The 12,737-nt window shown below is 33.4% G+C and carries 13 protein-coding genes; 3 read left to right on the top strand and 10 right to left on the bottom strand.

The features are described from left to right. Positions 1-58: 58 nt before the first annotated feature. Together B0A64_RS02925 and B0A64_RS02920 are read left to right on the top strand one after the other, a co-directional pair. Positions 59-622, top strand: coding sequence for a DUF2911 domain-containing protein (locus B0A64_RS02925; protein WP_089478050.1), 564 nt, complete (start codon positions 59-61; stop codon positions 620-622). A gap of 110 nt (positions 623-732) precedes the next feature. Beyond that, positions 733-2,133, top strand: coding sequence for a serine hydrolase domain-containing protein (locus B0A64_RS02920; RefSeq protein ID WP_089478049.1), 1,401 nt, complete (start codon positions 733-735; stop codon positions 2,131-2,133). Positions 2,134-2,245: 112 nt separating this feature from the next. On the opposite strand, the gene B0A64_RS02915 is transcribed toward B0A64_RS02920, so the two are convergent. Further along, positions 2,246-2,719 carry a copper resistance protein NlpE N-terminal domain-containing protein gene (locus tag B0A64_RS02915; RefSeq protein ID WP_089478048.1) on the bottom strand — a complete coding sequence of 158 codons (474 nt, stop codon included), beginning with the start codon at positions 2,717-2,719 and terminating at the stop codon, positions 2,246-2,248. Between the two features lie 190 nt (positions 2,720-2,909). Between B0A64_RS02915 and B0A64_RS02910 the strand changes: the two genes are divergently transcribed. Next, positions 2,910-3,242 carry a YegP family protein gene (locus B0A64_RS02910; RefSeq protein ID WP_089478047.1) on the top strand — a complete coding sequence of 111 codons (333 nt, stop codon included), beginning with the start codon at positions 2,910-2,912 and terminating at the stop codon, positions 3,240-3,242. Between the two features lie 72 nt (positions 3,243-3,314). Here the strand turns inward: B0A64_RS02910 and B0A64_RS02905 are convergent, their stop codons facing one another. The 9 genes from B0A64_RS02905 to pelA form a co-directional block, all read right to left on the bottom strand. Continuing rightward, positions 3,315-3,701: a helix-turn-helix transcriptional regulator gene (locus tag B0A64_RS02905; RefSeq protein ID WP_089478046.1), complete on the bottom strand. Its 387-nt coding sequence runs from the start codon at positions 3,699-3,701 to the stop codon at positions 3,315-3,317. A gap of 223 nt (positions 3,702-3,924) precedes the next feature. Continuing rightward, positions 3,925-4,389 carry a hypothetical protein gene (locus B0A64_RS02900; protein ID WP_244285334.1) on the bottom strand — a complete coding sequence of 155 codons (465 nt, stop codon included), beginning with the start codon at positions 4,387-4,389 and terminating at the stop codon, positions 3,925-3,927. Positions 4,390-4,757: 368 nt separating this feature from the next. Beyond that, positions 4,758-5,660 (bottom strand): carbohydrate kinase family protein, encoded by a 903-nt coding sequence (locus B0A64_RS02895; RefSeq protein WP_089478045.1) that lies wholly within the window; start codon positions 5,658-5,660, stop codon positions 4,758-4,760. Between the two features lie 318 nt (positions 5,661-5,978). Then, entirely contained in the window at positions 5,979-6,155 is a 177-nt protein-coding gene (locus tag B0A64_RS02890; RefSeq protein ID WP_089478044.1) for a histone H1, read from the bottom strand. A gap of 591 nt (positions 6,156-6,746) precedes the next feature. After that, a complete protein-coding gene (locus B0A64_RS02885) occupies positions 6,747-7,094 on the bottom strand; it encodes a hypothetical protein (RefSeq protein WP_123875869.1) in 348 nt (115 codons plus the stop codon). A gap of 70 nt (positions 7,095-7,164) precedes the next feature. After that, entirely contained in the window at positions 7,165-7,554 is a 390-nt protein-coding gene (locus B0A64_RS02880) for a hypothetical protein (protein WP_089478042.1), read from the bottom strand. Positions 7,555-8,285: 731 nt separating this feature from the next. Then, positions 8,286-9,029 carry a rhamnogalacturonan acetylesterase gene (locus B0A64_RS02875; protein WP_089478041.1) on the bottom strand — a complete coding sequence of 248 codons (744 nt, stop codon included), beginning with the start codon at positions 9,027-9,029 and terminating at the stop codon, positions 8,286-8,288. Between the two features lie 133 nt (positions 9,030-9,162). After that, positions 9,163-10,512 (bottom strand): glycoside hydrolase family 28 protein, encoded by a 1,350-nt coding sequence (locus tag B0A64_RS02870; protein WP_089478040.1) that lies wholly within the window; start codon positions 10,510-10,512, stop codon positions 9,163-9,165. 153 nt (positions 10,513-10,665) lie between these two features. Continuing rightward, positions 10,666-12,672: a pectate lyase gene (gene pelA / locus B0A64_RS02865; RefSeq protein WP_089478039.1), complete on the bottom strand. Its 2,007-nt coding sequence runs from the start codon at positions 12,670-12,672 to the stop codon at positions 10,666-10,668. Positions 12,673-12,737 lie beyond the last annotated feature (65 nt).

The following is a 12,737-nucleotide window of genomic DNA, read 5'->3' as shown; positions in this document are numbered from 1 at the left end:
TATATGATTTTTCTTCATTATTAACTTACTTTGTAGTTATTCTAAAAATTGTAATCCTATGAAAAAATTAAGTTTAATGGCAGTTACTTTGTTTGCTGCCTTTACAGTTCAAGCACAAGATGCGGTAAAATTTGCTCCGTTAGACGCAAGTCCGGTCGACATTTCGTATTTCCCAAGCAAATCGGTTAAATTCAAAAAAACTGATAATCCTTCGCCGGCAATTAAGGTTATTTATTCAAGACCTGCAGTAAAAGGACGTACTATTTTTGGAGATTTAATTAAGTTTGGAGAGGTTTGGAGAGTTGGTGCAAACGAAAATACAGAGATCAAATTCTATAAACCGGTAACAATTGATGGCAAAAATATTCCGGCTGGTACGTATAGCTTGTTTGCTATTCCTGAAAAAGACAAATGGACAATCATTATCAACAAAGAGGTTGATATGTGGGGAGCTTATGCTTATGATGAGACTAAAGATGTTGCCAGAGTAAGTGTTCCTGTTAAACCAATATCAAATGTGGTTGAAGCTTTATCAATTGCTTTTACAACTCAGGGATCTGTAGCAAATCTGGTAATTGGCTGGGACAAAACTACTGTTGAAGTACCCATTACAATAAAATAATTTGGATACCGGTAAAACAAAATATAAAAGAGACACTTACTACAGTTAGTGTCTCTTTTTTGTTTTGTTACAATGGTCAATTATACTATAACTAACCTAAAACCAAAACAATGAAAAAACCATATTTACTACTGCTTTTTTTATTACCCATTTATTCCGGATATGCACAACAAAAGTTTAAAGTTACCTACGAACAATTAAAAGAGTACGAAGGTCTTTATGAATACGAAAATAATAGCACGCTGCAAATCGCTGCTTCGCCAAAAGATACTCTTCTGTATGCGATTATCAACGAAAGCAAATATGTTTTAAAGCCTTCTGAAAAAGATATATTTCTAAACATGTCTCAGGAAAAAGTGGCTTTTTTAAGAAACAATACTGCTGCTATTACGGGTTATGCTGCTGATGGAAAGACGTATAATCTGATCAATAAAAAGGTAAGTTTTCCAAAAGAAATGTGGTATCCCAGACTGGGTGCGACCAAAGATTACCAATATGTATATCAACAACCCAAAAAAGATACGGATGGTTTAGTAACTGGAACTCTTGACAATACCGGATTGGATAGGGCTTTATTGAGCGAAATGGTACAAAAAATTGTTGCCGGAACGTATCCTAATGTTCACAGTGTATTGATTATTAAGGACGGAAAGTTAGTTTTTGAAGAGTACTTTTATGAGTACAACAAAACCAAGCTGCACGAAATGCGATCTGCTACTAAGAGTATTGTTTCGGCACTTACCGGAATTGCGATTGATAAAGGATACATTAAAGGTAAAAGTGAAACCGTATTGTCTTATTTTCCGGAATACACTTTTAAGAATCTTACGGAGGATAAAAAACAAATTACGATCGAGAACTTGCTTACCAATCAAAGTGGGCTTGATTGTGATGTAAGTAACCCAAAATCCGAAGGAAATGAGTCAACGATGAATTATTCTAACGACTGGATTCAATTTACGCTGGATTTACCAATGATTGATGTTCCGGGAGGAAACGGAATGTATTGCTCCGGAAACCCGATTACTTTAGGGCGAATTGTCGAAAAAGCAACAAAAATGCCTTTGCCTGACTTTGCCAGGCAAACACTTTTTAAAGATATTGGTATCAAAAATTTTAAATGGAATTTTAAACCTGATGCTTCGAGTGCCGAAACTTTTTGTCAGGTGTACTTGACTTCCCGGGATATGGCAAAATTTGGTTTATTATATCTTAATAAAGGACTCTGGAACGGTATACAGGTGGTTTCTAAAGAGTGGGTTCAGGAATCGCTAACAAAACATTCTGTAGTTCAGGGCGTAAATTATGGCTATTTGTGGTGGCTTAAATACCTTGAAGTTAATGGTACTCGCTATAACGGAAAGGCAGCTCAGGGAAATGGTGGTCAGAAAATTTACATCTGGGAAAATCAAAATATGATTACTGTTATTACGGGCGGGAACTTTAATTCGCAATCACCTAGTGACGAATTGATCCAGAAATATATTTTGCCGGCTTTTAATAGAAAATGAGATTTTGGATTATTCGATTGTTGGACTGTTGATGCTATAGAAAAAGCTGTCTTGATGGACAGCTTTTTTATGATTTGCATGTTACAAGGGTATGTAAATGCTTTGGTTTTTCTTATTTTTTTAATTGCAAGAAATAATCTAATTGCGATTTTATTTTTTCGCGTTTGGTATTTAGCAAATACATCTTTTCGGGATTATCGCTGTTGCATCCGTACAGTATTTGTTCAGATTGTGGTTTGTCCCAATTCAATACATAAACTGTTCCGTCCTGATCATCTTCAAGTCCTCTTTCGGTATTAAAATTTCCATCTTCTATAAAGGGTTTTACAGCTTTTTTTCCTTTGTAAACGGTGGTTAATTCAAATACATGGCTTTCTGTTGTGCCATCGCCCTGATAAATTTTTAAGGTGGTTTCGATCCCTTCACAATCAGCACAGGGTAACAAACCCTCATAAATAGTTGCTTTTTCTACATTAGTTTCAATGTCTGCATCCTCTTTTTCTAAATCTGATTGTGCCAATTTTTCACTGTTTTTTGAATTACAGGATAAAAAAGCAATTGCTAGTACTAGTATTAATTTCTTCATTTTTTTGAGGCTAATATACAGAATATTCTTATATATTTTGAATTTTAAATATTTTTTAAATCTCTGATTTATATATAATTTAGGGTTAAAAAAAAATCACAGGATTTTCTTATGAATTAGATTTTATATGATGAAGTTTTGTATTTTTATCTGTAGCAAAATAAATTATAATTAACTTAAATAAAACTACATGGGAAAATTTGTAATTACTAAAAGAACCAATGGTGAATTCCAATTTAATTTGAAAGCAGGAAATGGTCAGACTATTTTGACGAGTGAAGGCTACACTACAAAAGCGGCTTGTACAAACGGAATTGAATCTGTAAAAACGAACTCACAGGATGACGGTCGTTTTGACAGAAAGGAATCCAGTAACGGAAAACCGTATTTTAACTTAAAAGCCAGCAACGGTCAGATTATTGGCTCAAGCGAAATGTATGAAAGTGTTTCTGCGAGAGAAAACGGAATTGAATCTGTTAAAAAAAATGCTCCTGAAGCAACTACAGATGACCAAACGGTATAAATATATTTTTAGAAGATAGAAAATGGGGCGCATTAAAGCCCCATTTTTTGTTTTTAAGTTGCCGAATGTTGCTCAAATTTGCCCATATTTTTCTTTGTAACGACACAACTCTTCTTCGGTTTTAATCAAAAGTTTTTCTAAGAGCCTTATTTTATCTTCATAAAGAACTTTGAGCGTTGCGCTGTTGTCTGAGTTTATTTGGATGCTCCCGTTATTATTTCCTCTTACTTTATTAAAACTATTAAAGTATCTCTGGCTGTCAAAACTAATAACATCTTCTACGCTAACTTCTAAAATTCGGGCAATTTCGACCAATTTTACATAAGAAAGAATTGTATTTCCTTTTTCGATTTTGCTATAACCTGCCTGCGTAACTCCTAGTTGATCTGCCATATATTCCTGAGTATAATTTTTCAATTCTCTGATGCTTTTTATTTTATTTTTGATTGAAGTGGTCATAATTTTATTGGGGGATTTTGTATAGCTAAAACTGACCGGTAGTAAACTTTTAGTATTACAGCTATACTTTTTTAGTGTGTAATATCATACTACTTCAATGGTAGGTTAATGAGGTAGTACTTGTTCATTTTTTTTTAGTAGTTATAATAAAACCATACAAAATAGCAATTGCCATTAAAACTAAATCATAAAGGGAAATTCCGAATAATAACATTACTTAATTTTATAGGTTCTTTTTTGTTTTCTGCAAAAGTCGGTCAAAATTGAGGTTTAGAAAAAGATCAATTTGTTTTCCTATTGCGGGTCGGTCCATGATTCTGATTTTTACTTTGGTTTCTTTTTTATAAATGTCTCTTACAATGACATAATATTCGAATTCGATATCATTGTAAAATCTCAAAATTATAAGAATTGTATACACCAGTAAGGTTGGTGCTATATAATACAACTCCATTAAATTTGAAAAAACCATACAGTAATAGGACAATGCTGTAACCAGAACAAATGCGCTATTTTCAAGAAGGTAGGTCTTCTTTTTTTTGAGTAAACCAAGTTCTACAATCTCATTAAAACTGTATTGCCATCGTTTTGATCCATACTGAAACTGGACTTGGTCTTGAGTAAGGGTAAAGAACATAATAATTAGGGGGTTAATATAAAACAATGCGTGCCCCGCAATATTACGCATTATCCTATTTTTTTTCTTACAAACCCTCTTATACAATATAACTAAAAGTTATAATTAATTCTAAAATGTCAATTTTTACCTATCATACAGTACATTTTCAAGAAGATTTTACTGATGCCCCCTTTTTATTCAATACTGTTGTTTTCAGGAATAATATAAAAAATAAGGGGTGTCTCTCTTAAAAGAAACAACCCTTAATAAATAAATTTGACAAGCAAACCTGAGTTTCAAATAATACCTGTGTTTTTAAACTCCAAAAGAGCAATATATGTATAGCTATTGGCACAAGTTTGTGAAATAAAGTTTCAGCGGAGCAATATAACCGTATTTATTTGTAAAAATAAAATCACAATTATAGTATTATAACGCTATTTAGTGTTTGAAATTAATGCTTCGATTTTAGATTCTGAAATCACAGGATTTGCTCCCTGGGCTTCTGCAACTAATGCGCCAACTGCACAAGCAAAGTCAATAGAGTCCTGAGGTGCTTTTCCGGTAAGTAACGAGGTTGTTAATGCTGCCAGAAAAGAGTCTCCTGCTCCTACTGTATCTGCTACTATTATAGGATATCCGGCATTTTCATAAAGTTTTCCTTCCCACAATAACAACGCTCCGTCTTTGCCTTTGGTTACACAAATTCCGCTTGCTTTTGTATGTTGCACTATAAAATTAATATTATCTTCTAAAGTTGTAAAAGGCGATTGTAGAGCAGTAGAAATCTCCAGTAGTTCTTCGTCATTAAATTTTATAAAATCAGCCGACTGCATCAATTCGTCAAGGATTTCATAGGTATAATGAGGTTTTCTTAAATTGACATCAAAAACTTTATATACATCAGTTTCTAATAATTCTTGGAGAGATTTTCTGGATACTTCGTCTCTGCAAACCAAGCTCCCATATATTAAAACATCTGCATTGTCAACTGTATTTCGGGCTACATCATTTAATACAATTTTGTCCCAAGCCGAGGGATAATGAATGATATAACTGGCAGATCCGGTTTCGTTTAATGTTACATCGACTAGTCCTGTTGCAAAATCTTCAGATTTTATGATGGTAGTTGTTTCAAGTCCAACCTTTTTGATATGATCGATAATAGCATCACCATCGTTGTCATTTCCTACGCAACTAATCATTGCTACATCGCAGCCTAGTGTTTTCATGCGCAAAGCGACATTTAAGGGCGCACCACCAATCTTTTTCTCATGATCAAAAACATCCCAAAGTACTTCTCCGTAGGCTACAGCTTTTAGTTTTTTTTTGTTATTCATTCTAAGCTTATTTAATATTCGCTATAAGTTCTAACTATAAAATTAAACTTTTATTTGCTGCTGACCTATAAAAAATGGGCTGCTTAATCTATACTAAAGCAATTTGTCCTCTGGTTCGCCTGTATTTCTAAAACTAAAAAAAATTATAAAAAACAAGATACTAATACGCATTACTTCCTATTACGATCCTGATTGAATAGGTTTACAGAATCTAACTAAAAGGCAAAAAAAAACCGAAACAGAACGAATTCTATTTCGGTTAACTATTTTTATTTCCTAATCCAGTCAAGCTTTTTTAGGACTATTCAAATAGAAATATTATTTTTTTGATTCTTCAATAGAAACTTTTCTAAACTCTTTTAAAAGTTTTTCAATTTCTAAAGTAGCTTTACGAGCTCTTGCTCCAGCAGCTTTAACACCTTTTTCTGTTAAAGATTCAGCTTCTGCTTTAAATGTGTCAATTTCGGAGTTGATTTTTACTAATAGATCTTTCATGCTTATAATTATTAAATTAAGCCGCAAAAATAAAAGTTTGATTGATAGTTCCAACATATTTCTCGTTAAAATTATCACTGTTTATTGGGCTTATAATTAACATTAAATTTACCTCACTTTTTTTCTCTCAACCCAGAGCCATCAATCAACTACTAATCAGTTACTTATTTATGCCAAAAAAAAACAAGCTGCATCTATATCAAGTTGGAAACTGTTTTAAAAATTTAAATTTTATTTTAAAAAACATCAGAAACAGTGTATAATTTTAACTTTTAGCCCTAAAAATGCAAAATGTAATCTGAGAATTAGAGGAAAAACTACTCAACTAATCGCTTATCGACGCAGACATTCTTGAAATTGACTCCATTTATGAAGCTTTTATCAATATTGGTTTTAACAGATTCTATGTTTAAATTTTGAAAAGTAAGATTAAGTAAAAGAACGTTGGGCTGTTCTCTAAAAAAATAGATTTACTCGCACTATTCATGTCTCTTAAAAACAAAAAAGACTATACGAGCAACTGTATAGTCTTTTTTTCCTAAAAAATCTTTTAAAATTATGAAATTGAATTATAAAAACCCTGAATAAATTTTACATCAACAAAAATAACCCTTTGTAAAAATTATTAAACTGTGTCGAAATAAGATTGGAACCTTGAAATTTGGTTTCTGAAATTTGTGAAACAAAACTTTGCTTATTTTTAAAATGTTGTTTTAATTCTTTGATAATTTCAACTCTTGTTTTGGAATTATCAAAGAGAATTAAACTTTTTATTTCTTCTAAAAATGATAAACTATCGTAGAGTTGTTTGTTGAATAAACAAACTAAAACATTCATTCCTTTTTTATCTAATTTTAGAAATTCTATCAATTCAGACTTATCGTAAATAACAAATACGGAACGATCAAACTCTGTAGCTTCATCATCATTTTTATACAAAAATGAGTTTTCAAAAAAATCAAATTGATTTTTAAAATTTCTTTTAAACATTTTCAAAAAAATCCCTTTATCATCTAGTACCCGGAGCTCCGGCTACACCAGCCAATCCATCTGCACCAATAACACCGCTTGCCGCAGCTATATCAGCAGCACTTGCAATTCTGTTCCAGCTGTTTGTAGCTGTAGTCCAGGAGTAGTATCCAGGAGTAAGATCAGGAGCAATAGCAGTATTGAAAACTAACATACTGTTAGCCTCAGCTGTTAAATTTGCTGCACTTATTGGATAACTATTAGTTAGACCTCTTAAAGCTACTCTTGGTATTAAAACACCTTTTGTATCAGACTTAATTTCTAACTGAGCACCAGCATACGGATTATTTGTTCCAATACCTACCTGAGAATAAGCCGAATAAGAACCCAAACCTAAAACAAAAACTAAAGGGAGTAATCTATTCTTCATAAGATTTAATCTTTAAATTGATTATTAATATTATATTTTTTCGCAATTGAGATTCAAACAGTATCGTTTGAAAGTGCAAAGGTCTATCGAAAGCCAATCGCCTTTTGCCTGTAAAAGTTTTTATACTTACAGATTAAGACATAATGTGCTTTTGACTACAAAAGCACCTCTTTCCTGATTTTTAAATTCAAAAAATACAATAAGTCACTAAAAAACAACAACATACAATTAACCTATAAAATAACAGTGTATTAAATAAGAGGTGTTTTACGAGGAAATCTGAGAAATCAATTCACAAAAAAGGATAAAATATTCCTACGAATTTATTATTATCCGGTAAAAGGTTTATTTTAATAAAATTGTGGGAGTACCTGATTATCTTACAACTTATGAAGTAATAAAAATTGAATTTAAAAAGTAGAGTTCAAGTTCTTTAATGTAGCAGAGTATTATTTTATGAATGTCTTTTGCAGGAATACGATATAATAGAAAAGAGAGAGAACTTTCGTCCTCTCTCTTAAATTTTTTCAAAATATCTTTTCAGAATATTCAGAAGTCCAAAAACAAATAACTCATACAAACGTATGGCGCAAAGGTTAGCTTAATTTGGAATTGATTTTGCTGGTAGAAGTTTTTAGTGTAATAAGTTAGGGTAAAGATTTGCATTCATTCGTTTCTCAGAATGGTAAAGGTTGGGGTTATGCTTTGGAGTTCCTTTATAGCTTTGACCTTTACTTAATTCCTTTTTTGAGTTTTTCTATTGACGGATCTTGTAAGCTTTTGATTTGGTTGATTACAATTTGCGCAATTTCTGTTGCTCCTTTTAAGGACAAATGTGTATCATCGTTTTTATCTTTATCGTAATAGGCATTTTCTCCTGCTTTGAAATGCAAATGCAATTGTTTTGATTTTTCAGGTCCGTATGCTTGTTCTAGTAGTTCTGTGTAATATTCTAAATCAATAAAAGGAACTTTATATTCTTGTGCTACCAAACGGGTTTCTAGCGGATAATCGCCGTGGGTTGGTACTAGTACTCCTTTTTCATTAAAATTGCGTCTTGCAATAGAAGTAAGCAATATGGGCGTTGCTCCTTTGTCTCTGGTTTCTTTTACAAAACGGATTAAATTATATCTATAACTGGTGTGTGGATTTGTATATCGGGTCGAATCTTCTACTTTTTCATCGTTATGACCAAATTCAATCAAAACATAATCGCCTTTTTTTAGCTTTTTATAAATAGAATCCCAACGGTTTTCATTGATAAAACTTTTGGTGCTTCTGCCGTTTACAGCTTTATTTTCGACAATAATATTAGCTGTAAAAAAGGGTTGCAGTACTTGTGCCCAACCGTGTTCCGGATTGCGATCGGAATCTTTTTTGTTGGCCATGGTAGAATCGCCAATGGCATAAATTGTTGTTTTTTGTGCAAAACAAGAGGTTGAAATAAATAGAATAATCAATATATAGTGTTTCATTTTTTTTAAAATTAAGGATTATTTTTGGCTTAAAAGACGCACTGCTGTGCGCCGCTACAGAAAACCTTTGTGCCTTTGAACCTCTGTACCTTTGTTCCTTTGATAAACCTCTGTACCTTTTCTCGTTAGAAACTTAAAAAACAGCTGTTGGAACTGTGGCTTTTTCTCCTATAGAGACTTCATTTACTATTACATTCTGGGCATTTGTTGTCGAAATTGCATTTTTTGCCCATTTGATATCGATGTTATTTAAAGAGATATTGCGAATTTTTTTATCCGGAAATCCCTGAATTACAATTCCAGATGCGGTGGCTTTGTTACAGCTGATATCAGAAAAGGAAATATTTGCTATTTCAGACTGAAAACCGCTTCCTTCTCCGTGGTAATTTGCCGTGATATACAAACAATCTTCTACTTCGTCAAATTTGATATTTCGAACAAAAATATTCCTGATAAAACCTCCTCTGCCAGCATTGGTTTTTAAATATATGCCTCTTTTTAAGTAGCCAACGGTTTTGCAATTCTCTACATATACATTCTGAACTCCTGCAGACATTTCGCTGCCTATTACAACGCCATGAAGTCCTTTGAAATTGCAATTTCTAATGACAATATTTTCACTTGGGGTTGCCCAATTTGCCCTTCCCTCATGGTCCCTTCCTGCTTTGATCGCGATATTATCATCACCATTATCAAATGTTACATTTTCGATCAATACATCTTTTGCATATTCAGGATCGATGCCGTCATTATTGTAATTTAACGATTTGTAACTGATTCCACGAATGGTAATACTTTGTGATTTTAGTAAATGTAAACACCAAAATGGTGAATTTTCGATTCGGATATTTTCGACCAAAATATTCACACAATTAAAAAACTGGATCATTTGCGGGCGTAAAAAATAGTCCTCGCCAAACTTTCTGTCTTGTAGCGGGATACTATTATGGTTCATGTCGCGACTCAATTCTTTGCCTTTTGCTTCTTTTGCCTTAAAGCTTTTCCAGGTCTTACCTCCTTCTCCATCGATTGTTCCTTCGCCGGTTATGGCAATGTTAGTGCATTGGTAGGCATAAATTAAGGGGCTGTAATTGTACAACATAGTGCCTTCCCAACTGGTTAAAACCATGGGTAAATAATCCTTCGGGTTATCGCTGAACTTAATTTTTGCTCCTTTTTCTATTTTAAGGTTTACGTTGCTTACAAAATGAATTGGTCCGTTGATTTTATAAATACCTTTTGGGACTAGGATAGTTCCGCCATTGTTCTTTTTGCACAATGCCATGGCTTTGTCAAATGCGGCTTTGTTATTGGTAACTGAATCTCCTTTGGCTCCTAATTTTAAAACATTGATTTGATACGAAGGAATGACCGGAAGCTGAATTCTCCTGACAATTGAGTCTGCTTTGGCTGCTGGAAACTCGTTATGCTGAGCAAAAGATGTCCATGAAATAAATAGAAAAAGGAAACACTTAAAATTCATAATTTTTTATTTTTATTTTATCTAATCTGTTCGCGAATTTTTAGCCCGCGGATTTTAACGGATTAGACGGATTTACGCAGGTTCATTTTAAATGTTTGAAGTAAAAAAATCAGTGCAAATCCGTTTAATCTGTGTCATCCGTGGGCAAATTATTTACTTAGAATACCAATTTGGGATTGAGTCTTTTAAGATATTTTCTATGGTATATTTTTCGGCTTCTTTCTTTTGAAGCTGATGTGACCATACAACTCTTTTTGCGGGCTGAAATCCTTCGCCTTTACCATTATACTCACCATAAAAAGCATTTTTTTCGGCTTCGGGTTTCGACCAGTTTTCCCAACCTTCGGGTTTGATATGTTTTCCCATATCGCAATTGATGTAAACTGTTTTTGCATAAATACGCCAGGGTCTTCCTAAATAAACTGCTGTTGCAGTAGGTTCTGCGGTAAGTTTACAATTTTTAAAAACAAAACCAAAAGCTGTATCCTGAGGGGTTGAAGCGGCTGTGATGTAGGAATTTTTGATACTGTGAATTTCGCAATTTTCAAATAAAGTGGTGGCGCTTCCAAAAATAAAATCTGTTGTGCCCTCAATATAACAGTCTTTAAAATATTGTTTTGCTTCTTTTCCTGACAGGTACAAGGTGTCCTGATTACCCAGGATATTACAGTTTGAAACCAGCACCCGATTTGACACTACTGATAATGCGATTGCCTGACCGTTATCGCCGGAAGCGTTTTTAATGGTTAAATTTGATGCCGAAAAATCATCTCCTTCTACCAAAACGGTATAGGTATAAAAAGTGCTGTTTCGGCCTGAATTGATTTTCGAAAAATTATCATCAAAGGTAATAATGGTATTTTCTTTACTTTCTCCTATTAAAGCCAAACGGGTGTTCCATTCCGGAATTCGAACTTTCTCATTGTAGATTCCATTTTTTACAAATATGGTTACTTTTTCATACGGAAAAGACGGACTGGCATTTATAGCATCCTGAATTTTTGTAAAATCTCCTGAACCATCTGGTGCTACGGTAAAAAAGTTAGCTTTTTTTTTGTCTGAAGCTTCTGCTGCCGAAATTTTTATACCGTTTTTGATTGCCCAGACGGGGTATTTTTTGAGTACTTCTTTTGGCGCATCAGAATACCACGAGTAGCCGTTTCGTCTTTCTGAGCCAATTTCATCGAGCGCTTTTTTCCTGATACCGTCGCGATCACAAAAGAATGGTTCATTTGTATTTAAATCCATAAATCTTGCCCAAATTGGGGCTGCATTCTGGGTAACAATCATTTTTTTGTCTACGATTTTTCCGGCATCGTTTAAAACACGTTTTTCTTCAAGATTGGTTATTTTTGTTTTCTCGAACCAAGCCTGAGCACTTTTAATGGCTGTTATTATTTCCGGTGACGGTTTTTCGATCGACATTAAAAGCAAGACAATCTTAGCCGATTCATAACCACTAAGCGATGCCAGTTCAAAAGCTCTTGCATTTGCGGGGGCCAAAGTAATTTCGTCATGTTGCGCGCACCAAGCCGTTAGAATTCCGTTTTGTTTGTATTGGGTTTTCAAAATACAATCAATTCCTTTATCGAATGCTTTTTTTGTTTTTTCGACAATTTCTTTGGAGGCTTTTATACTATAAAAGTCTGTTTCTTCGCTCATTTGTTTCATGATGTTCAGGATATTGACCATCGAATCATCATTGTAAGTAATATGGGTATAATATCCTTTTTTTAACGGAAAAAACTGTGGCCAGCCTCCATTATTGTATTGTGCTTCGAGCAAATAATTAAGCCCTTTTAAAAACGATTCTTTGTATCGCTCGTCTTTTACCTGTGCATACATCTTAGACATAAAAAGCATTTCCTGACTCGTTGCGCCATTGTCTGTAGTGGTTTCTACGGCTGTTTTTTTAAGAACCAATAAATCCTTTTTTTGTGCAGCTGATAATTCATCCTGCATCTGGATATTCTTAGGCCAGCCGCCAATGTCTCTTTGGTAAAGTAAAACATTTTCGGCTATCTTTTTAGCTTCATCTGTACCAAACCAACCGGCATCATTTTTACGAATGATGTCTGACCAGTTTTTATACGTGTTTTGAGCATTAACGGTAAAACAAATACCGAATAAAACGAATATTATATATTTTTTAAGTTGCATTACTTCTATTTTTTTCGTTGAACTTTTTTTAAAAACACATTGTCATGTGTTTTATTTGAAGTGAA

Origin of the sequence: Flavobacterium araucananum (genome assembly GCF_002222055.1) — a bacterium.
GTDB classification, from domain to species: Bacteria; Bacteroidota; Bacteroidia; order Flavobacteriales; family Flavobacteriaceae; genus Flavobacterium; species Flavobacterium araucananum.
This window is presented reverse-complemented; position numbering and strand designations above follow the sequence as displayed.

What these genes read in the sequence shown, in the direction of transcription:
- B0A64_RS02925 (WP_089478050.1), top strand. Translation starts at nt 59, where the DNA reads ATGAAAAAATTAAGTTTAATGGCAGTTACTTTGTTTGCTGCCTTTACA.
- B0A64_RS02920 (WP_089478049.1), top strand. Translation starts at nt 733, where the DNA reads ATGAAAAAACCATATTTACTACTGCTTTTTTTATTACCCATTTATTCC.
- B0A64_RS02915 (WP_089478048.1), bottom strand. Translation starts at nt 2,719, where the DNA reads ATGAAGAAATTAATACTAGTACTAGCAATTGCTTTTTTATCCTGTAAT.
- B0A64_RS02910 (WP_089478047.1), top strand. Translation starts at nt 2,910, where the DNA reads ATGGGAAAATTTGTAATTACTAAAAGAACCAATGGTGAATTCCAATTT.
- B0A64_RS02905 (WP_089478046.1), bottom strand. Translation starts at nt 3,701, where the DNA reads ATGACCACTTCAATCAAAAATAAAATAAAAAGCATCAGAGAATTGAAA.
- B0A64_RS02900 (WP_244285334.1), bottom strand. Translation starts at nt 4,389, where the DNA reads ATGCGTAATATTGCGGGGCACGCATTGTTTTATATTAACCCCCTAATT.
- B0A64_RS02895 (WP_089478045.1), bottom strand. Translation starts at nt 5,660, where the DNA reads ATGAATAACAAAAAAAAACTAAAAGCTGTAGCCTACGGAGAAGTACTT.
- B0A64_RS02890 (WP_089478044.1), bottom strand. Translation starts at nt 6,155, where the DNA reads ATGAAAGATCTATTAGTAAAAATCAACTCCGAAATTGACACATTTAAA.
- B0A64_RS02880 (WP_089478042.1), bottom strand. Translation starts at nt 7,554, where the DNA reads ATGAAGAATAGATTACTCCCTTTAGTTTTTGTTTTAGGTTTGGGTTCT.
- B0A64_RS02875 (WP_089478041.1), bottom strand. Translation starts at nt 9,029, where the DNA reads ATGAAACACTATATATTGATTATTCTATTTATTTCAACCTCTTGTTTT.
- B0A64_RS02870 (WP_089478040.1), bottom strand. Translation starts at nt 10,512, where the DNA reads ATGAATTTTAAGTGTTTCCTTTTTCTATTTATTTCATGGACATCTTTT.
- pelA (WP_089478039.1), bottom strand. Translation starts at nt 12,672, where the DNA reads ATGCAACTTAAAAAATATATAATATTCGTTTTATTCGGTATTTGTTTT.